Origin of the sequence: Mesorhizobium dulcispinae, from assembly GCF_033977345.1 — a bacterium.
Classification (GTDB): Bacteria; Pseudomonadota; Alphaproteobacteria; order Rhizobiales; family Rhizobiaceae; genus Mesorhizobium; species Mesorhizobium dulcispinae.
The window spans coordinates 125,441-144,271 of record NZ_JAVIIY010000007.1; the positions used below are offsets into that span (position 1 = coordinate 125,441).

The following is an 18,831-nucleotide window of genomic DNA, read 5'->3' on the forward strand; positions in this document are numbered from 1 at the left end:
ATGGCGAAGATCGAGAAAGTCGAGCTTGCAATGGTCGATCTGGTGCCGAAGGTGAAGCGTACCGACGCCATCCAGAGTTTTGTCAGCCAGGAGACGCCGATCGTTACCATCACCGATGCCGACGGTGCGGTCGGCATGGGTTACTCCTACACGATCGGCACCGGCGGCTCGTCTGTGATGCGGCTTCTCGCCGACCACCTCGCACCGCGCCTGATCGGTGAGGACGCTGACCGGATCGAAGCCATCTGGCACGATCTCGAATTCGCCACCCATGCCACCACCATCGGCGCCATCACGGCAATCGCGCTCGCGGCCATCGACACCGCGCTCTGGGACCTTCGGGCACGGAAGCAGAAGCTGCCGCTGTGGAAGCTCGCCGGCGGCGCCAAGGATCGCTGCCCGCTCTATACCACCGAAGGCGGCTGGCTGCACATCGAGACGGAAGCACTTGTCGAGGATGCGCTGGCCGCCAAGGAGAAAGGCTTCATCGGCTCCAAGGTCAAGATCGGCAAGCCGCATGGCGCAGAGGACTTCGCCCGGCTGTCGGCGGTGCGCAAGGCCGTCGGCGACGGCTACGAGATCATGACCGACTGCAACCAGGGCTTTTCCGTCGATGAAGCCATCCGGCGCGCCGAACGGTTGCGCGATCTCGATCTCGCCTGGATCGAGGAGCCGCTGCCGGCCGACGACATCGATGGTCATGTGCGGCTGTCGAATGCGACCGCGACGCCGGTGGCGGTCGGCGAGTCGCTTTATTCGATCCGCCATTTCCGCGAATATATGCAGAAGGGCGGCTGCAACATCGTGCAGGTCGATGTCGGCCGCATCGGCGGCATCACGCCCTGGCTGAAGGTAGCGCATATGGCGGAGGCCTTCGACATGCCCGTCTGCCCACATTTCCTGATGGAACTGCATGTCAGCTTGGCCTGCGCCATCCAGAACGGCAAATATGTCGAGTACATTCCGCAGCTGGATGAGTTGACGGGCAAGAAGATGGTGATCGAGAACGGCCATGCGCTGGCGCCGAGCGAGCCGGGCCTCGGCATCGATTGGGATTTCGATGCCATCAAGGCGCGCAGCATTGCCGAATTCAGCGTGACCGTCACCGAACGGAGGAACTGAGATGCAGCGAATGGGCATGGTGCTCGGCCTGAAGCCGGAGAAGGTCGAGGAATATGTGCGACTGCACGCCGCCGTCTGGCCGGATGTGCTGAAGATGATCTCGGCCTGCAACATCAAGAACTATTCGATCTATCTGAAGCGGCCGGAGAACCTGCTGTTCTCCTATTTCGAGTATCACGGCAGCGATTACGCTGCCGACATGGCCAGGATGGCCGCGGACCCGAAGACCCAGGAATGGTGGGCGGTGTGCATGCCTTGCCAGGAGCCTTTGCCGACCAGGCAGGAAGGCGAATGGTGGGCGATGATGGACGAAGTCTTCCACCATGACTGATGCTTTCGATCCCGCATCGCTGGTGCAGTCTTGGCCGAGCCCTGACAAGCCGCGCCCGATCGTAACCTTCGGCGCCGGCTCGATCGTTGGCGACGCGCATTTCCCGGCCTATCGCAAGGCCGGTTTTCCGGTCGCGGGCCTCTACGATCCGGACCAAGCCAAGGCGCAGGCACTGGCCGCGAAATGGGGCGTGACGGCCTTCCACTCGGTGGATGAAGCAGCGGCAGTCAGAGACGCGATCTTCGATCTGGCGACGCCGCCGGGCCGGCATGCCGAGGTGCTGAAGGCCCTCCCCGATGATGCGGTTGCATTGATCCAGAAGCCGATGGGCAACTATCTCGGCGAGGCTACCGAGATCCTTGAAATCTGCCGCGCTAAAAACCTCAAAGCTGCGGTGAACTTCCAGCTCCGCTTCGCGCCGATGATGCTGGCGCTGAAGGATGCGATCGCCAAGGGCTGGCTCGGCGAGGTCGTCGATTTCGACGCCTGGCTGGCGCTCGCCACGCCGTGGCAGCTCTGGGAATTCCTGCTCAAGGCGCCGCGCGTCGAGATCGCCATGCATTCGATCCACTATCTCGACCTGATCCGGCAGCTCCTCGGCGACCCGAAGGGCGTGCATGCCAAGACGCTCGGCCATCCCAACCACAAGGTTGCACAGACCCGCACCAGCGCCATTCTCGACTACGGCGACACGGTGCGCTGCGCGCTCTCGATCAACCACGACCACAAGTTCGGGCGCCGGCATCACGCCTGCGAATTCCGCATCTGCGGTACCGAAGGCGCCGCCTACGTCAAGCTCGGCCTCAATCTCGACTATCCGCGCGGCGAGCCGGACGTTTTGGAAATCTACCCAAAGGGCGGGTCGGACTGGGTGAGCGTGCCGCTCGCCGGCGAATGGTTCCCCGACGCCTTTGTCGGGCGAATGGCCAATGTCCAGCGCTTCGCGTCTGGAGAGGACAGCGAACTGATCAGCTCGGTTGAGGATGCCTGGAACACGATGGCGCTGGTGGAGGCAGCCTATCGATCGAGCGCCGCGCCCGCGACGCCGCTGGCCAAAAATCCGTAGGGAACGGCATGGAACAGGTCACCTATTTCGAGGACTACGAGATCGGCTCGTCACGGCTCACCAGCGGCCGCACGATCACCGAGGCCGACTTCGTCGTCCATGCCGGCCACACCGGGGATTTCTTCCCGCACCACATGGACGCCGAGTTCATGAAGACGACCCCTTTCGGCCAGCGCATCGCGCATGGCACGCTGGTCTTCTCGGTCGGCGTCGGCCTGACGGCGAGCGTCGTCAACCCGGTCGCCTTCTCCTATGGCTATGACAGGCTGCGCTTCATCAAGCCGGTGTTCATCGGCGACACGATCCGCACGCGCACGACGATCGCCGCGAAGGAGGACGATCCGAAACGGCCGGATGCAGGGCGCGTCATCGAACGCGTCGAAGTTTTGAACCAGCGCGACGAAGTCGTGCTCGCCGCCGACCACATCTATATCGTCGAGCGGCGCCCCCGGCTCGGCTGAAAGACGGAGACAAAAACAATATGGCTGATCTGACAGGCAAAGTCGTTGTCGTTACCGCAGCGGCGCAGGGCATCGGCCGGGCAAGCGCGCTTGCCTTTGCCGAGGCTGGCGCGACTGTTCACGCCACCGACATAAACGAAGCCGCGCTGGCCGAGATCAACGGCCATAAAGGGATCAAGACCCGCAAGCTCGACGTTCTGAACGACGACGCCGTGAAGGCCGCCTTCGCCGAGATCGGCCGTGTCGACGTGCTGTTCAACTGCGCCGGCTTCGTCCATTCCGGCTCGATCCTCGACATGAAAGACGAGGACCTCGACTTCGCCTTCAATCTCAATGTGCGCGCCATGATCCGCACCATCCGCGCCGTGCTGCCCGGCATGCTGGAGCGCGGCGATGGCGCGATCATCAACATGGCCTCGGTCGCCGGCGCCCCGAAAGGCGTGCCGAACCGCTTCGCCTATGGCGTGACCAAGGCAGCCGTCATCGGCCTGACCAAATCGATCGCGGCCGACTATGTCGCCAGAGGAATCCGCTGCAATGCGATCTGCCCCGGCACGGTGGAGAGCCCGTCGCTCGACAGCCGCATGCGCGCCCAAGGCGACTACGAGGCCGCCCGCGCGGCCTTCATCGCCCGCCAGCCTATGGGAAGGCTCGGCACGGCAGAGGAGATCGCCGATCTTGCCGTCTATCTCGCCGGCGCCACCTATACGACCGGACAGGCCTATAATATCGACGGCGGCTGGTCGATCTGATGAGGCACAGAACATGACCCGCATTACCGATCTTCGCACCTTCGACCTGCGCTTTCCGACGTCGCAAAGCCTCGACGGATCGGATGCGATGAACCCCGATCCGGATTATTCCGCGGCTTATGTCATCCTCGACACCGACGTGCCGTCGCTGAAGGGTCATGGGCTGACCTTCACCATCGGCCGCGGCAACGAGATTTGCTGCGCGGCCATCGAAGCGCTGCGTCACCTGGTCGTCGGGCTCGACCTTGACTGGGTCAAAGAGGATCCCGGCCGTTTCTGGCATCACGTCACCGGCGACAGCCAGCTGCGCTGGATCGGCCCGGACAAGGGCGCCATGCACCTCGCCGTCGGCGCGGTGGTCAATGCGGTCTGGGACCTGTGGGCGAAGGAGGCCGGCAAGCCGGTCTGGCGCCTGGTCGCCGAGATGAGCCCGGAAGAAATCGTGCGCATTGTCGACTTCCGCTATCTCACCGATGCCATCACGCCGGCCGAGGCATTGGAGATTCTGAAGAAGGCCGAGGCTGGCAAGCCCGAGCGTATCGCCACGCTCGAGCGCGAAGGCTATGCCTGCTACACCACCTCCGCCGGCTGGCTCGGCTATCCCGACGACAAGCTGCGGCGCCTCTGCCAGGAAGCGGTCGACCAGGGTTTCAATCACATCAAGCTGAAAGTGGGCCGCGACCGCGCCGACGATATCCGCCGTCTCCGGATCGCTCGCGAGGTGATCGGTCCGGACCGCTACCTCATGATCGACGCGAACCAGGTCTGGGAGGTCGACCAGGCGATCGACTGGCTGCGCGACCTCGCCTTCGCCAAACCCTTCTTCATCGAGGAGCCGACCAGCCCGGACGATGTTGCCGGCCATGCCAAGATCCGCAAAGCTGTGGCGCCGATCAAGGTCGCGACCGGCGAGATGTGCCAGAACCGCATCATGTTCAAGCAGTTCATCGCCGGCGGCGCGATCGACGTCGTGCAGATCGATTCCTGCCGCATGGGCGGGCTGAACGAGGTGCTGGCCGTCCTGCTGATCGCCGCCAAGTTCGGCCTGCCGGTCTGGCCGCATGCCGGCGGCGTCGGCCTCTGCGAATATGTCCAGCATCTCTCGATGATCGACTATGTCGCCGTGTCAGGCACCAAGGATGGTCGGGTGATCGAATATGTCGATCACCTGCACGAGCATTTCGTCGAGCCCTGCATCATCGAGAATGCGGCCTACATGCCGCCGGCGGCCCCGGGCTTCTCGATCGAGATGAAGCCGGACTCCATTGCCGCCTACCAATTCCGTGGTTGAACGCTACCCGCACGCAGAAGGCCTGCGTACGGCTTTGCTTCTTCAACCGCTCAGCACGACGCCCGATCTGGCGCCGTGATCGGCATCAATCGACCTCGACGGCCAGCACCGAGACGCAATCGCCGGCCTTCACCAGGCCCGGGAAATGGCGCGCGGCCAGCAGGCCCGACATCCCGGCCTTGATCTCCTGCGGTGCGACGCCGGTGCGGCCGGTCGAATGGATGCGGGCGACGACCTGGCCCTCGCTCACTGTCTCGCCGAGATCGATCATGGTCTCGATCATGCCGTCACCCTCGGCGAACGCAAAACAATCGCCCGAGGGCATGTCGAGCCATTGAGTTGGAGTCTTCTCGACCGCACCATCAACGATGCCGGCATGGCGCAGCACGTTGAGGATGCCGCGCCGGGCGATGCGCACCGTCTCGGCACGTGACGTGCCCCCACCGCCGAGCTCGGTGGTGACGAAGACCTTGCCCATCTCCTCCGCCGCCGTGTCATACATGCCGACGGCATCGATCTCGGTCATGCGCACCGAGAACGGCGCCGAGAAAGCCTCGACCGCGGCGAAAGCCTTCTTTTCCTGCGCCTTGTCCGGCAGCGTGTGCGCCGCGCAGAACGGCACGAAATCCAGCGTCTTTCCGCCCGAGTGGAAGTCGAACGCGATGTCCGCCCGCGGCAGCAATTCACGCTGGAAATAATCGGCGATCTTTTCTGTCACCGTGCCGTCGGGGCGGCCGGGGAAGCTGCGGTTCATGTTGCCCTTGTCGATCGGCGAGGTGCGCGTGCCGGCGCGGAAGGCCGGATAGTTCATCGCCGGCACGATGATGACCGTGCCGGAGACATTTTTCGGGTCGAGCGTGCGGGCAAGCTCGTAGAGCGCCAGCGGCCCCTCATACTCGTCGCCGTGGTTGCCGCCGGTGAGCAGCGCCGCCGGCCCCTTGCCGTTGCGGATCACGCAGATCGGGATCGTGACCGAGCCCCAGGCGGAATCGTCGCGGCTGTAAGGCAGGCGCAGGAAACCGTGCTGGACGCCGTCGCGCTCGAAGTCGACGGTCGGCGTGATCGGCGATGGACGCAGAGCTGACATCGGTCTCAGTCCTTCACGAACAGCTTGCGCGGCACGTTGGCGAGGCACTCGACGCCGGTCTCGGTGATCAGGATCGACTCGGTGATCTCAAGTCCCATCGTCTCCAGCCACAGGCCGGTCATGAAATGGAAGGTCATGCCGGGCTTGAGCTCGGTACGGTCGCCGGGGCGCAGGCTCATGGTGCGCTCACCCCAGTCCGGCGGATAGGAGATGCCGATCGGGTAGCCGGTGCGGTTGTCCTTGACGATGCCGTACTTCTTCAAGACGGCGAAGAAGGCATTGGCGATGTCCTCGCAGGTGTTGCCAGGCTTGGCGGCGGAAAGGCCTGCTTCCATACCTTCCAGTGTCGCCTTCTCGGCGTCGAGGAAGGCCTGCGTCGGCTTGCCGAGGAAGACGGTGCGCGACAGCGGGCAATGATAGCGGTTGTAGCAGCCGGCGATCTCGAAGAACGTGCCCTCGCCCGCTTTCATCGGCTTGTCGTCCCAGGTGAGATGCGGCGCCGAGGCGTCGGCGCCCGACGGCAACAGCGGCACGATCGCCGGATAGTCGCCGCCGATGCCTTCCACGCCGCGCGTGCCGGCATCGTAGATCTCGGCGACCAGATCGCATTTGCGCATGCCGACCTCTATTCTGTCGACGATGCGCTTGTGCATGGCCTCGACGATGCGCGCGGCCTTGCGCATGTAGTCGATCTCGGTCGGGCTCTTCACGGCGCGCTGCCAGTTGACCAGCGCGGTGGCGTCGACGAAACGGGCGTTGGGCAGGTGCTTCTGCAGCGCGGCGAAAGCGGCGGCGGAGAACCAGTAATTGTCCATCTCGACGCCGATGGTCAGCTTGTCCCAACGGCGCTCTGCCAGCACGCTGGCGAGGTAGTCCATCGGGTGCCGTTCGGTCGACTGCACGTAATGATCGGCGTAGCCGATGATGTTGTCGTGAGCGAGATAGGCGGTGCGCTTGGCGCCATTGGCATCCTGGCCGCGGCCGTACCAGACCGGCTCGCCCGAAGGCGGCACGATGACTGCCTGATGCACATAGAAGGACCAGCCGTCATAGCCGGTCAGCCAGGCCATGTTGGAGGGATCACTGACGATCAGCAGATCGACCCCCTTGGCCTCCATGGCCTTCCGCGTCTTGGCGAGGCGATCGGCAAATTCGCTTCGCGAGAATTTAAGGTTTGGCTGCATTGTTCTTGGTCCTCGTTGTTGGGCCCAGAGCCTGATTCAACCTCGTTGAATCAGGCTCGTCGCCTATTTCTGTTTGAGCGTGATCTTTTCGGAAAACCGGTTCCCACTTTTCCGGATCACGCTCTGGCCAGCATCAGCTTTCGAAAATGGTTCCGGCCTTCACCGCCCCCGCACGGTCGCGAGCTAAAGTGGCGATTGCGGTGTCCTGCACGCCGGTGCCGGTGAGGTCGGCGATGGTGACGTCGCCGGCCGAGCGCCGTCCGTGCTTTTTGCCGGCGATGATCTGGCCAAGCTCGGTGACTTCGGCGTCGGCGGCCATCACGCCTGCCTCGATGGCGTGGTGAAGCTCGCCGAGACGCCGCGTCTGCTTCGCGCTGTCGGCGACATAGAGATCGGCCATGCGAATAATGGCCGGCGCGATCTCGTTCTTGTGCTCGGCGTCCGAGCCCATGGCGGTGATGTGCTGGCCGGCGGCAACAAAGCCGGCCTTGATCAGCGGTTCGGTCGAAGGCGTTGTGGTGACGATGATGTCGGCGCCGGCTGCCGCGTTCGCCGCGTCCGGCTCGGCGCGCACCATGATGCCCAGCCTCTCGCGCAAGCGCGCGGCGGTTGCCTCGGCCTTGGCTGCATCGCGCGCCCAGATGCGCGCCTCCTCGATCGGCCGCACGAGGCGCAAGGCTTCCAGTTGGAGGCCGGCCTGCAAACCGGCGCCGAAGATCGCGGCTACGCTGGAGTCCTCGCGCGACAAATGCTTGGCCGCGACCGCGCCGGCGGCAGCGGTGCGGACATCGGTGAGATAGCCATTGTCGAGCAGCAGCGCCTCGACCACACCGGTCTTGGCCGAAAGCAGCACCATCATGCCGCCGCCGCTGGGCAGACCGAGCGCCGGGTTGTCGAAGAAGCCGGAGCTTATCTTGACGGCGAAGCCGTCTATGCCGGGCACGTAGGCGGACTTCACATCGACCTCGCCGCGATGCTCGGGAATGTCGAGCCTCAAGATCGGCGGCATCGCCACCGGCATTGTGGCTAGAGCCCGAAAGGCATTTTCGACGCAGGCGACCGCATCGAGATCGAGCATCACGATCTTGCGCAGTTCCGCTTCGGTGAGGATTGTCATGCGGCTCATGCGGCGCTCTCCTCCTGTGCAGGATCGCCGCAGACGATGCGGCGATGCAGGCTCATGTCGATATTGCGGCCGGACAGGATGAGGACGGTGGGGCCTTTCGCCTTCACCTTTCCGGAAAGCAGCGCGCCGATGCCGACGGCGCCCGCGCCCTCGACGATCTCGCGCTCTTGTTCATAGGCATGACGGATGCCGGCGGCGATCTCGTCCTCGGAAAGCAGGATCACGTCGTCGAGCAGGCCACGGCACATGGCAAAGGTCAGCCGGTTGTCGAGACCGATGCCGCCGCCGAGCGAGTCCGCCAGCGTCGGCACTTCCTCGACCTGCACGGGCCGGCCGGCATCGAGGCTCGCTTTCATGGCGGCGCCGCGCGCCATCGAGATGCCGATGACTTTGGTGCCTGGGCTCACACCTTTGACGGCCGCGGCGACGCCGGCCGCCAGTCCGCCGCCGGAAAGTGGCACCAGCACGCTTGCTGCGTCCGGCACTTGTTCCATGATCTCAAGCCCCAGCGTGCCCTGCCCGGCGATGATGTCGGGATGGTCGAAGGGCGGCAGCATGACGAGCCCCTCCTCCGCCACCAGCCTGTCGACCTCCTGCTGGGCGTCGTCCTGGCTGCTGCCGATGATGCGGATATCCGCGCCGAGGCGGCGGATGGCGTCGAGCTTGTTCTCGGGCACCAGTTTCGACATGCAGATCACCGCGCGCATACCCTCGAGCTTGGCCGCATGCGCGAGCGCGCGGCCATGGTTGCCGGTCGACGCCGCGACGACGCCGCGCGATCTTTCCTGCGGGCTTAACGCGGCGATGGCGTTGGACGCGCCGCGCAGCTTGAACGCGCCGGTGGTCTGGTGATGCTCCAGCTTGAGGTGGATAGGATGGCCCGCGCGATCCGAGAGGCTTTGCGACTGAACGGCGGGCGTCCGCTCGACCTTGCCGGCAATATTTTCGCGCGCAGCGCGAATATGCTGAAGCGTGACTGCCATTTCGTCCACTGGCATTCCGATCACTGTGCCAACGGCTTTGTCATCAACCGGCCGAACTCGGGCCGCGATACGTCGTCGCCGCAGAGCCGCAGACAATTCCAGGCGCTTGCCTGGTTGCTGGTGACGACCGGGCGGCCGATCGCCGCTTCCATGCCCGGAACGGCAAGCGCTGCACGCAGCGCCGTGCACGAGACGAACAGCGCATCGGCCTGTGCATGCATGGCCTTGCGCGCCTGCTCGACGAGGGAGGCCGGCGCAATCCGCGCCATCTCACGGTCGTCCTCGAAGCCTAGGCAAGTAAAGCTCTCGATGTCGAAACCGTGCGCGGCGAAATAGGTTGCCATCGGCCGGCTGGTCTCGACGGTGTAGGGCGTGAGAATGCTGATCCGCTTCACCCCAAGAGCCTTCAGGCCGCGCACGCCTGCCATGGGTGGCGTGACCACGGGAACGCCGGGTTTGGCCGCCTGGATCGCCGCTTCGATCTCGGCATCGCCGATCACTACGGAGGCCGAGGTGCAGGAGTAGCAGACGGCATCGAGCGGCTCGTCCGACAGGATCAGTGCTGCGCCGGCCGAAAGCGACGGCCGCATCTTGCGCAGGTTTTCCGGTGTCGTCGGATTGGCATAGGGAATACGCGCGACATAGACGCCGATCCGCTCGCTCGCCACCATGCGGCGGAAATCGACCTCACTGGTATGGTCGGTGGCCAAAGCGATCAGGCCGACGCGCTTTTCGAGCGGACGCGCATCGAGGGCGGGCCGGCTCGGCGCCAGCCGGATTTCGGGCAACGGTTTCATGACTTTCATCTTTCGATCCTGCCGTAGCGGTGCTCCAGCCAGCGCAAAAGCACGACGGAGCAGAGGCTGATGACGAGGAAGAAGGCACCGACCAGCGTCATCGGCTCGATATAGCGATAATAGCTGTTGGCGACGCTCTTGGCCTGGTTCATCAGCTCCAGCACGGTGATCGCCGAAAGCAGCGGCGTCTCCTTGAACATGGCGATGAAGTAGTTGGCCAGAGCCGGGATCATCGGCGGGATCGCCTGCGGCAGGATGACATGCGTCCAGGTGTGGTGGCCGCTCAAATTGCAGGCCTTGGCGGCCTCCCATTGGCCGCGTGGCACATTGTCGATGCCGGCGCGATAGACCTCCGCGGTATAGGTGCCGTAATGCAGGCCAAGCCCGATGACGCCCGCCACCAGGGGCGGCAACAGGATGCCGAAATCGGGCAGCACGTAGAAGATGAAATAGAGCTGCACCAGAAGCGGCGTGCCGCGGATGAATTCGGCGAACCAGCCGACGCTGCGCGAAACGGCCGGGTTCGGCGAGCGCCGCGCCAGCGCTATCGCCAGACCGACGACCGCGGCCAGGACCGAGCCGAGCACCGTCGCCAGGATCGTGATCTTCACGCCCTGGATCAGCGTCGGCATAATCTCGCGGACAAAATTCCAATCCCATTCCATTAGTGGGCCCATTCCATCAGACACGCACCCCGTCGAGACCCCGCGCCATGCGGCGCTCCAGCGAACGCACGCCCCAGGAGATGATCAGCGCGAGCACGAAATAGATGGCGAGCACGGAGACGAAGGGCATCAGCGTGCTGCCGGTCTGCGAGCGCACCACCTGCGCCTGGAAGGTGAGATCGGCGAGCGAGATCAGCGACACGACCGACGTCGCCTTGAGCAGTTCGATCGCGTTGTTGCCGAAGGTCGGCAGCATGACCAGCAGCGCTTGTGGCAGGATGACGTGGCGCATGCCTTGCCAGCGGCCGAGATTGAGCGCCGTGCAGGCCTCGTACTGCTCACGGCCGATCGACAGGATGGCGCCGCGCACCACTTCGGCGGCATAGGCGCCGACATTGAGCCCCAGCGCCAGCACGCCTGCCTGGAGCGGTGTCAGCGACAGGCCGGCGAAAGGCAGCACGAAATAGGCCCAGAACAGCTGCACGAAGATCGAGGTGCCGCGGAAGAACTCGATGTAGGTCGTGGCCAAGGCGCGCACGATGAAGAAGCGCGACACGCGGCTGATGCCGGCGAGGAAGGCCATGATCAGCGCGAGCACCGACCCCATCAGCGTCAGCTCGATGGTGACAAGTGCTCCCTGCAATATCAGGCCGAGATAGCCGGACCACTGGGTCATTGACGGCGGTATTCCCTTCCAGTGTGAATCGCCCCCTCACCCGGCCTCCACTCCGCTCGGCCGACCTCTCCCCTCGGGGAGAAGGTGGCCGCGCAGCGGCCGGATGAGGGGGTCTTCCTTACTTTGCCGCGCAGAGCTTCTCGCGCGTCGTCGACATCGCCGCCTTGGCCGAGAAGCCGTAGGGCTCGATGATCTTGGCGAACTCGCCAGACTTCTTCATCTTGGCAAGCTCGACGTCATAGGCGTCGCGCAGCGCCTCATCGCCCTTCTTGAAGGCCGCGCCGTCGCAATAGACCGGCGCGCCCTGCACCGGCGCGATCACTTCGAGGTTCGGATCATTTGCCTTCTTGATGAGGTCGTTGATCGACAGTACGGGCAGCGAATAGGCGTCGATGCGGCCGTCCTGCACCATCTTCAGGCCGCTCTGGCCATCCGGCACGACGATGACGCGATCGCGCGGCACGCCGGCATTGAGCGCCAGCTTCTCCTCGGTGCCGCCGCCCGGCGCGCCGACGGTCGCGGAGCTGTCCTTGGCGATGTCCTCATAGCTCTTGAAGCCCTTCGGATTGCCCTTCTTCACCAGCATCGCCTCGGCATCGCACAGCACCGGCTCGGAATAAGCGACCGCCGCGCAGCGCTCCGGCTTCATGAACAGGCCGGCGGTGACGACGTCGAAGCGGCCGGCCTGCAGGCCGGGGATCATGGCGCCGTATTCGGAGATGGAGGCGACGATGTCGTTGACGCCGAGGCGCTTGAAGATCTCGCGCGCCACGTCCGGCGCCGCGCCCGAGACCTTGCCGTCGGCGGCGACCGCCGTATAGGGCGGCTCATTGGCGATGGCGACGCGGGCAAAGCCCTGCCCCCTGAGCTGCTCGAGCTTGGCGTCGTCGGCCGAACGCGCGCCGGAGGCGAGCAGCATTGCGCTCGCTGCGAGGCCGGCGACGCCAGCCAGAATGACAAGTTTCTTCATCGTTCCCAACTCCTTGTTTCTCTTCTTGGTTTGCTCGGTTCGGGACAGCGTTCTCGCTGCCCGTTTGAGGACGACTACGTCGCCTCTTGCATTGCGGTCAGACGCGGTGTCCGGCCGCGATGATCTTCTTCAGGAAGCCCTGCGTACGTTCCTGCTTGGGATGGCGGAAAATCTCATCGGGCTTGCCTTCCTCGACGATCCTGCCGCGGTCGAAGAACAGCACGCGGTCGGCGAAGTCGTGGGCAAAGCCCATCTCGTGGGTGACGAGCAGCATCGTCATGTCGGTCTCGGCGGCGAGCTTGCGCATGACGTTGAGCACCTCCTCGACCAGCTCGGGGTCGAGCGCCGAGGTGACCTCGTCGAACAGCATGATCTTGGGCGACAGTGCCAGCGCCCGGGCGATCGCGACGCGCTGCTTCTGGCCGCCGGAAAGCTGCGCCGGCATCGCCTTCGCCTTGTCCGCCAGCCCGACCATGTCGAGCAGCTCCATCGCCCGCTTTTCGGCGGCGGCGCGCGCGACGCCCTTGGTCAGCATCGGCGCCAGCGTGACATTGTCCATGACGCATTTGTGCGGGAACAGGTTGAAGAGCTGGAAGACCATGCCGATCTTCTGGCGCATCTTGGCCAGGTGCCGCTCGTCGGCCGGCAGCAGCTGGCCGTTGCGCTCCATGTGATAGAGCTGCTCGCCGTCGATCTGGATGTGGCCGCCGTCGATCTTCTCCAGCGTCATCAGGATGCGCAGGATCGTCGTCTTGCCCGACCCGGACGGGCCGATCAGCGCCAGCTTCTCGCCCGGCATGACCTGCATCGACAGACCGTCCAGCACCTTGAAGGTGCCGAAGCTCTTCGAAATGGCGTCGACCTTGATGATGGGCGCGGGCAATACATTTCCCCGTTCTGGAGGAGCCTGTGCCCTTAACGATGCGGAACGCGCCAAATCATGTCAATTAGGAAAATAATATCATGACAATATTTCGGGCGCGGCACAATTTCAGGGCAATCTGCGCTTCTGTTATGCATCAAATGGCGAGCAGGAGATGCTCAGGATCGCCAAGCAGGAGCTTGGCGACAACGCTTAAGCCGGCGCGCAGTTCCCCTTCGGTGGTCGATCCGAGCGAGATACGCACGGCCGGATGCCAGGGCGTCTCGGCGATGCGGAAAGACGTGCCCGGTGCGATCGCCACACCGCGAAGGCGCGCCTGGGCGACGAAGCTCTCCTCGGCGCGATCGCCCGGCAGCTCCAGCCAGAGATGCAGCCCGTCGCGATGGACGCGATAGTCGATCCCCGTGAGCACTTCCGCGGCGATCTCCTGCCGGCGTCTCAGCGCCCCGCGCTGCCAGTTGACCAGCTCCATCGCGGTGCCGTCGTTCACCCAGCGCGTGGCGATCTCCGCCACCATCGGCGTCGCCATCCAGTTCGAGACGAGATGGCGGTTGGCGACGGCAGCGACATAGCGGTCGGGCACGGCGAGATAGCCGATGCGCAGGCCCGGCACGACGATCTTGGTGAAGGAGGTGACGTAGAGCGTCCGCTCTGGAGCGAAGGCGGCGACGGCCTGAGGCCGGCCTTCGACGAGCGGCCCAAGCACATCGTTCTCGATGATGGCGATGTCATGCTTGCGCGCGACCGCCGCGATCTGCTCGCGCCGGGTGGCGTCCATCAGGGTTGCGGTCGGGTTGATCACCGAAGGCTGGACGAAGACGGCGCGGATGTCCGACAGACGGCAGGCTTCGTCCAGCGCTTCCGGGACAAGGCCGTTGTCGTCGATCGGCAGTCCTTCGAGATTGAAGCCGAGATAGCGGGCCAGCGGCACGAGCGTGTGGTGGCCGATCGCTTCGGTGGCGACGGTCGAGCCGGGCGGCGCGACGCTCATCAGCGCCACCGTCATGCCGGCCGTGGCGCCATTGGTGAGGCAGATATTCTGCGGCGAGGCTTCCAGGCCGCAGAGCTTCAGCCACTCGACCGCCACCGCGCGGTGGCGCGGGAACACCATGTTCGGCCGGAACGACAGCGCCGAGCTCGATGGCAGGTTCTCGGCCAACCAGCCTAGCGCCTGCTTGAGCTTCTCCAGATGCATCGGCTCGCAGACCGGCTTCAGGATGGAGAGGTCGATGACCTCGCCCAGCCGCTCCGGAAGGTAGGGCGGTTCCGGCTCGCGGCGCTGCGTCTGCACGAAGCTGCCGCGTCCGACCTCGCCGGAGATCAGGCCGCGGCGGATGAGCTCCTCATAGGCGCGACTGACCGTCTGCACCGAAAGTTTCAGCTCATCCGCCAGCCGACGATGCGTCGGCAACCGCGCGCCGTTGGCGAGCCGCCCGTCATGGATCGCGCGGGCGAACTGGTCGGCCAGCGAAAGGTAGGCCGGCCGGCGGATAAGAGCAGGATCTGGCTGCCATAATGTCATGACTTATTAGAGATCGAAATCAGTGCAATTGACAATCGAAATAATGCATCGTCATGGTGTCTTGGACAAAAAGGAGCCGGCATGGCGGCAGCGAAACTCGACCCGATCGACCTCAAGATCCTGGACGCCATCCAGCGCGACGGGCGCATCACCAAGCTGGCTCTGGCCGAGAAGGTCGGCCTGTCGCCGACGCCCTGCTGGATGCGGCTGCGCAAGCTGGAGAAGGCCGGCATCGTTTCCGGCTACCACGCCGCGATCGCCATGCGCGTCATCGCGCCGGTGGCGACCGTGCTGATGGAGGTGACCTTGGCCAGCCACCGACAGGCCGATTTCGACCGTTTCGAGCGGGTCATCCGCGACATCCCCGAGATCGTCGCCTGCTGGTCCGTCGGCGGTGGCGTCGATTATGTGCTGAAGGTGATGGCGCGCGACATCGACGCCTATCAGCGGCTGGTGGATACCCTGCTGGAACGCGAGATCGGCATCGACCGTTACTTCACCTACATCGTCACCAAGACGGTGAAGGAAGACACCGTTCTGCCCGTGGCCGATCTGCTGCCGGGGCACTGAAAGCCATCGTCATCCACGGGCGGAGCAAGGAGCGTAGCGACGCGGCGAAGACCCGAGGATCCATGCCGTGACGCCGAGGCGTTGCAACGGTGCAGAATTCTGCGCAGTTGCGCCCTTCGATCAAGGTAACGGCATGGATCCTTGGGTCTCCGCGACGGAGCTTCGCTCCTGCTTCGCCAAGGATGACGAGGCTGAGGAGCCTCGGCCAATTTTCAACGCTGGCGGCAGAGGCCAACCGCAAAGCTCAGGTTAGAGAGATCGTCTGCATCCCCGGGGGAAATAGAGACAATCTCTCTACAACCGGCTGCCGAAACAGCCTCTCTGTCTCAGTCGCGCGGCTACTCTCTCCACATCGCGTTGGTACCCGGAGACAAACGATGTCCGCGCATTTTGCACGCCCGCACCGCCACGAAGCACTCGACCGTCTTGCCGATCGCCGGCTGTTGCGCGATCTCGGCTATGTCGGCGGTCACTGGACGGCCGGTCATTCGGCCGCGAGCTTCGAAGTCACCGACCCGGCCACCGGCGCCACCGTGGCCTTCGTCGCCGCGCTCGATGCCAGGCAGACGACCGAGGCAATCGACGCGGCTTCCCACGCCCTACCTGCCTGGCGCTCGGCCCTGCCGCAGGAACGCTCTAAAATCTTGCGAAAATGGTTCGACGTGATCGTCGCCGCCAAGGACGACCTGGCGCTGCTGATGACGCTCGAACAAGGCAAGCCGCTGAAGGAGTCGCTCGGCGAGATCGACTACGCCGCTTCCTTCGTCGAGTGGTATGCCGAGGAAGCAAAACGTCTCAACGCCGAGAGCGTCACCAGCCATCTGCCCAATGCCGAGATGACCGTGCGCCGCGAGCCGCTCGGCGTCGTCGGCGTCGTCACGCCGTGGAACTTTCCTTCGGCTATGCTCACCCGCAAGGCGGCGGCTGCCCTTGCCGCCGGCTGCACGGTGGTGGCGCATCCGTCCTCCGAAACGCCGCTGTCGGCGCTGGCGCTGGCCGAGCTCGGCGAGCGCGCCGGGTTGCCCGCCGGCGTCTTCAATGTTGTCACCGGCGATGCCCGCACGATTGTCGGCGCGATGTGCGCCGATGCCCGCGTGCGCGCCATGAGCTTCACCGGTTCGACCGAAGTCGGCCGGCTGATCGCCGCGCAGAGTGCTGCGACCATGAAGCGGCTGGTCATGGAGCTCGGCGGCCATGCGCCGCTGATCGTCTTCGACGATGCCGATATCGACAAGGCGGTGACGATCGCGCTCGACGCCAAATTCGCCACTTCCGGCCAGGATTGCCTCGCCGCCAACCGCATCTATGTGCAGCGGCAGATCTACGAACGGTTCTGCGCCGCTTTCGCCCGCCGCATCGAGCGGCTGCGCACCGGCAACGGGCTCTCCGGCGACGCCGATATCGGACCGCTGATGCATGAGCGCGCGGTCAAGAAGGTGGAGGAGCAGGTCGCCGACGCCCTCGCCCGCGGGGCGCGCTGCCTCACCGGCGGCGAGCGCCACGGCGCCGGACCGCTGTTCTACCAGCCGACGCTGCTTGTCGATGTGCCGGACGAGGCGCTGATCATGCATGAGGAAACTTTCGGCCCGGTCGCCGCCGTGACGCCCTTCGACGACGAAGCGGAAGTCGTGACCCGCGCCAATGCCACCGAATACGGCCTCGTCGCCTATGTCGTGACCGAGAACGGCGCCCGCCAGTCGCGTATGGGCCGGGCGCTCGACTACGGCATGGTGGCGATCAACCGGGTCAAGATCACCGGCGCGCCGATCCCGTTCGGCGGCGTCAAGCAGTCCGGCATCGGCCGCGAAGGTTCGCGCCACGGCCTCGAAGCCTTCACCGATCTGAAATACCTTTGCCTGGACGTCGCCTAGGCGCGCCGGGAGAATTCCCTGCAAGGAGAAAAAAGATGCTCGAACAGTCCAACGAACTTTCGGCCTGGGATCGCGACCACTTCTTCCATCCCTCGACGCATATGGGCACGCATGCGCGGGGTGAATCACCGGCGCGCATCATGGCCGGCGGCGAAGGCGTCACCGTCTGGGACAACACCGGCAAGAAGAGCATCGATGCCTTCGCCGGCCTCTATTGCGTCAATGTCGGCTATGGCCGCCAGAAGATCGCCGATGCGATTGCCGAGCAGGCGAAGAACCTTGCCTATTACCACGCCTATGTCGGCCACGGCACCGAGGCCTCGATCACGCTCGCCAAGATGATCATCGACCGCGCGCCGAAAGGCATGTCGAGGGTCTATTTTGGTCTCTCGGGCTCCGACGCCAACGAGACCAACATCAAGCTGATCTGGTACTACAACAACGTTCTCGGGCGGCCGGAGAAGAAGAAGATCATCTCGCGCTGGCGCGGCTATCACGGCTCGGGCGTGATGACGGGTTCGCTGACCGGGCTCGAGCTGTTCCACAACGCCTTCGACCTGCCGCGCGCGCCGATCATGCACACCGAGGCGCCCTACTACTTCCGCCGCGCCGACCGCTCGATGAGCGAGGAGCAGTTCTCGCAATATTGCGCCGACAAGCTGGAGAAAATGATCCTCGCCGAGGGCCCGGACACGGTCGCAGCCTTCATCGGCGAGCCGATCCTCGGCACCGGCGGCATCGTGCCGCCGCCCGCCGGCTATTGGGAAAAGATCCAGGCCGTGCTGAACAAATATGACGTGCTGCTGGTCGCGGACGAGGTGGTGACCGGCTTCGGCCGCCTCGGCACCATGTTCGGCTCCGACCACTACGGCATCAAGCCGGACCTGATCACCATCGCCAAGGGGCTGACCTCGGCCTACGCGCCGCTCTCCGGCGTCATCGTCTCCGACAAGGTCTGGGAGGTGCTGGTCAAGGGTTCCGACAAGCTCGGCTCGCTCGGCCATGGCTGGACCTATTCGGCGCATCCGATCTGCGTTGCCGCGGGTGTGGCCAATCTCGAACTGATCGACGAGATGGACCTGGTGAGGAACGCCGGCGAGACCGGCGCCTACTTTCGCGCCGAGCTGGCCAAGGCCGTCGGCGGCCACAAAAATGTCGGCGAGGTCCGCGGTGACGGCCTGCTGGCGGCGGTCGAGTTCGTCAAGGATCGCGACGACCGCGTCTTCTTCGATCCTTCGCTGAAGGTCGGCCCGCAGATCGCCACGGCGCTTGCCGCGAGCGGCGTCATCGGCCGCGCTATGCCGCAGGGCGACATCCTCGGCTTCGCGCCGCCGCTCTGCCTGACACGCGAGGAGGCCGACACCGTGGTGTCGAAGACCTCCGATGCGGTGAAGGGTGTGCTCTCAGCTCTTTGATTTATGACCATTGGCGCTGCCCCTCATCCGCCTGCCGGCACCTTCTCCCCGTAAAGGAT

Annotated in this window: 19 protein-coding genes; 9 read left to right on the top strand and 10 right to left on the bottom strand. The window is 64.7% G+C overall.

Translation table 11 applies throughout. The features are described from left to right. The 6 genes from RFN30_RS17090 to RFN30_RS17115 are packed head-to-tail and all read left to right on the top strand — an operon-like array spanning position 1 to position 5,023. On the top strand, positions 1 to 1,122 hold the full coding sequence (locus tag RFN30_RS17090; RefSeq protein ID WP_320263251.1) for a mandelate racemase/muconate lactonizing enzyme family protein: 1,122 nt from the start codon (positions 1 to 3) through the stop codon (positions 1,120 to 1,122). A 1-nt stretch (position 1,123) separates the two neighbouring features. Continuing rightward, positions 1,124 to 1,453: an L-rhamnose mutarotase gene (locus RFN30_RS17095; RefSeq protein ID WP_320263252.1), complete on the top strand. Its 330-nt coding sequence runs from the start codon at positions 1,124 to 1,126 to the stop codon at positions 1,451 to 1,453. Beyond that, positions 1,446 to 2,519: a Gfo/Idh/MocA family protein gene (locus RFN30_RS17100; protein WP_320263253.1), complete on the top strand. Its 1,074-nt coding sequence runs from the start codon at positions 1,446 to 1,448 to the stop codon at positions 2,517 to 2,519. Before RFN30_RS17095 ends, RFN30_RS17100 begins: the two co-directional genes overlap by 8 nt. Before the next feature lie 8 nt (positions 2,520 to 2,527). Then, positions 2,528 to 2,980, top strand: coding sequence for a MaoC/PaaZ C-terminal domain-containing protein (locus tag RFN30_RS17105; protein ID WP_320263254.1), 453 nt, complete (start codon positions 2,528 to 2,530; stop codon positions 2,978 to 2,980). A 20-nt stretch (positions 2,981 to 3,000) separates the two neighbouring features. Next, entirely contained in the window at positions 3,001 to 3,732 is a 732-nt protein-coding gene (locus RFN30_RS17110; RefSeq protein WP_320263255.1) for an SDR family oxidoreductase, read from the top strand. Between the two features lie 13 nt (positions 3,733 to 3,745). After that, positions 3,746 to 5,023, top strand: coding sequence for an L-fuconate dehydratase (locus RFN30_RS17115; RefSeq protein WP_320263256.1), 1,278 nt, complete (start codon positions 3,746 to 3,748; stop codon positions 5,021 to 5,023). 85 nt (positions 5,024 to 5,108) lie between these two features. Here the strand turns inward: RFN30_RS17115 and doeB are convergent, their stop codons facing one another. The 10 genes from doeB to ehuR form a co-directional block, all read right to left on the bottom strand. Continuing rightward, the gene (gene doeB / locus RFN30_RS17120) at positions 5,109 to 6,110 is read right to left on the bottom strand and encodes a N(2)-acetyl-L-2,4-diaminobutanoate deacetylase DoeB (protein WP_320263257.1); all 1,002 of its coding nucleotides are present in this window, start codon (positions 6,108 to 6,110) and stop codon (positions 5,109 to 5,111) included. 5 nt (positions 6,111 to 6,115) lie between these two features. Then, on the bottom strand, positions 6,116 to 7,294 hold the full coding sequence (doeA, locus tag RFN30_RS17125) for an ectoine hydrolase DoeA (protein ID WP_320263258.1): 1,179 nt from the start codon (positions 7,292 to 7,294) through the stop codon (positions 6,116 to 6,118). Between the two features lie 133 nt (positions 7,295 to 7,427). Next, on the bottom strand, positions 7,428 to 8,420 hold the full coding sequence (locus tag RFN30_RS17130; protein WP_320263259.1) for a cyclodeaminase: 993 nt from the start codon (positions 8,418 to 8,420) through the stop codon (positions 7,428 to 7,430). After that, on the bottom strand, positions 8,417 to 9,403 hold the full coding sequence (gene eutB / locus RFN30_RS17135) for a hydroxyectoine utilization dehydratase EutB (protein ID WP_320263260.1): 987 nt from the start codon (positions 9,401 to 9,403) through the stop codon (positions 8,417 to 8,419). The genes RFN30_RS17130 and eutB overlap by 4 nt, the downstream gene beginning before the upstream one ends. 20 nt (positions 9,404 to 9,423) lie before the next feature. Beyond that, positions 9,424 to 10,200 (bottom strand): ectoine utilization protein EutA, encoded by a 777-nt coding sequence (eutA, locus tag RFN30_RS17140; RefSeq protein ID WP_320263449.1) that lies wholly within the window; start codon positions 10,198 to 10,200, stop codon positions 9,424 to 9,426. 5 nt (positions 10,201 to 10,205) lie between these two features. Then, on the bottom strand, positions 10,206 to 10,865 hold the full coding sequence (gene ehuD, locus RFN30_RS17145; protein ID WP_320263261.1) for an ectoine/hydroxyectoine ABC transporter permease subunit EhuD: 660 nt from the start codon (positions 10,863 to 10,865) through the stop codon (positions 10,206 to 10,208). A gap of 16 nt (positions 10,866 to 10,881) precedes the next feature. Beyond that, positions 10,882 to 11,541 carry an ectoine/hydroxyectoine ABC transporter permease subunit EhuC gene (ehuC, locus tag RFN30_RS17150; protein WP_320263262.1) on the bottom strand — a complete coding sequence of 220 codons (660 nt, stop codon included), beginning with the start codon at positions 11,539 to 11,541 and terminating at the stop codon, positions 10,882 to 10,884. Between the two features lie 118 nt (positions 11,542 to 11,659). Continuing rightward, the gene (gene ehuB / locus RFN30_RS17155; RefSeq protein WP_430699060.1) at positions 11,660 to 12,460 is read right to left on the bottom strand and encodes an ectoine/hydroxyectoine ABC transporter substrate-binding protein EhuB; all 801 of its coding nucleotides are present in this window, start codon (positions 12,458 to 12,460) and stop codon (positions 11,660 to 11,662) included. Positions 12,461 to 12,608: 148 nt separating this feature from the next. Further along, on the bottom strand, positions 12,609 to 13,394 hold the full coding sequence (gene ehuA / locus RFN30_RS17160; protein WP_278074438.1) for an ectoine/hydroxyectoine ABC transporter ATP-binding protein EhuA: 786 nt from the start codon (positions 13,392 to 13,394) through the stop codon (positions 12,609 to 12,611). Between the two features lie 136 nt (positions 13,395 to 13,530). Further along, positions 13,531 to 14,916, bottom strand: a complete 1,386-nt coding sequence (gene ehuR / locus RFN30_RS17165; RefSeq protein ID WP_320263264.1) for a MocR-like ectoine utilization transcription factor EhuR — start codon at positions 14,914 to 14,916, stop codon at positions 13,531 to 13,533. 81 nt (positions 14,917 to 14,997) lie between these two features. Here ehuR and RFN30_RS17170 point away from each other — a divergent pair, with 81 nt between their 5' ends. From RFN30_RS17170 to RFN30_RS17180, 3 genes are all read left to right on the top strand, one after another. Further along, entirely contained in the window at positions 14,998 to 15,486 is a 489-nt protein-coding gene (locus RFN30_RS17170) for an Lrp/AsnC family transcriptional regulator (protein ID WP_320263265.1), read from the top strand. Positions 15,487 to 15,863: 377 nt separating this feature from the next. Continuing rightward, entirely contained in the window at positions 15,864 to 17,357 is a 1,494-nt protein-coding gene (locus RFN30_RS17175; RefSeq protein WP_320263266.1) for an NAD-dependent succinate-semialdehyde dehydrogenase, read from the top strand. Between the two features lie 35 nt (positions 17,358 to 17,392). Beyond that, on the top strand, positions 17,393 to 18,772 hold the full coding sequence (locus RFN30_RS17180) for an aspartate aminotransferase family protein (RefSeq protein ID WP_320263267.1): 1,380 nt from the start codon (positions 17,393 to 17,395) through the stop codon (positions 18,770 to 18,772). The last annotated feature ends 59 nt before the right edge of the window (positions 18,773 to 18,831 follow it).

Coding starts and splice junctions, on each gene's coding strand:
- RFN30_RS17090 (WP_320263251.1), top strand. CDS start 1: ATGGCGAAGATCGAGAAAGTCGAGCTTGCAATGGTCGATCTGGTGCCG.
- RFN30_RS17170 (WP_320263265.1), top strand. CDS start 14,998: ATGGCGGCAGCGAAACTCGACCCGATCGACCTCAAGATCCTGGACGCC.
- ehuB (WP_430699060.1), bottom strand. CDS start 12,460: ATGCTGCTCGCCTCCGGCGCGCGTTCGGCCGACGACGCCAAGCTCGAG.
- RFN30_RS17105 (WP_320263254.1), top strand. CDS start 2,528: ATGGAACAGGTCACCTATTTCGAGGACTACGAGATCGGCTCGTCACGG.
- RFN30_RS17110 (WP_320263255.1), top strand. CDS start 3,001: ATGGCTGATCTGACAGGCAAAGTCGTTGTCGTTACCGCAGCGGCGCAG.
- RFN30_RS17100 (WP_320263253.1), top strand. CDS start 1,446: ATGACTGATGCTTTCGATCCCGCATCGCTGGTGCAGTCTTGGCCGAGC.
- RFN30_RS17130 (WP_320263259.1), bottom strand. CDS start 8,420: ATGAGCCGCATGACAATCCTCACCGAAGCGGAACTGCGCAAGATCGTG.
- doeA (WP_320263258.1), bottom strand. CDS start 7,294: ATGCAGCCAAACCTTAAATTCTCGCGAAGCGAATTTGCCGATCGCCTC.
- doeB (WP_320263257.1), bottom strand. CDS start 6,110: ATGTCAGCTCTGCGTCCATCGCCGATCACGCCGACCGTCGACTTCGAG.
- RFN30_RS17180 (WP_320263267.1), top strand. CDS start 17,393: ATGCTCGAACAGTCCAACGAACTTTCGGCCTGGGATCGCGACCACTTC.
- eutA (WP_320263449.1), bottom strand. CDS start 10,200: ATGAAACCGTTGCCCGAAATCCGGCTGGCGCCGAGCCGGCCCGCCCTC.
- ehuR (WP_320263264.1), bottom strand. CDS start 14,916: ATGACATTATGGCAGCCAGATCCTGCTCTTATCCGCCGGCCGGCCTAC.
- RFN30_RS17175 (WP_320263266.1), top strand. CDS start 15,864: ATGTCCGCGCATTTTGCACGCCCGCACCGCCACGAAGCACTCGACCGT.
- ehuC (WP_320263262.1), bottom strand. CDS start 11,541: ATGACCCAGTGGTCCGGCTATCTCGGCCTGATATTGCAGGGAGCACTT.
- RFN30_RS17115 (WP_320263256.1), top strand. CDS start 3,746: ATGACCCGCATTACCGATCTTCGCACCTTCGACCTGCGCTTTCCGACG.
- eutB (WP_320263260.1), bottom strand. CDS start 9,403: ATGGCAGTCACGCTTCAGCATATTCGCGCTGCGCGCGAAAATATTGCC.
- ehuD (WP_320263261.1), bottom strand. CDS start 10,865: ATGGAATGGGATTGGAATTTTGTCCGCGAGATTATGCCGACGCTGATC.
- RFN30_RS17095 (WP_320263252.1), top strand. CDS start 1,124: ATGCAGCGAATGGGCATGGTGCTCGGCCTGAAGCCGGAGAAGGTCGAG.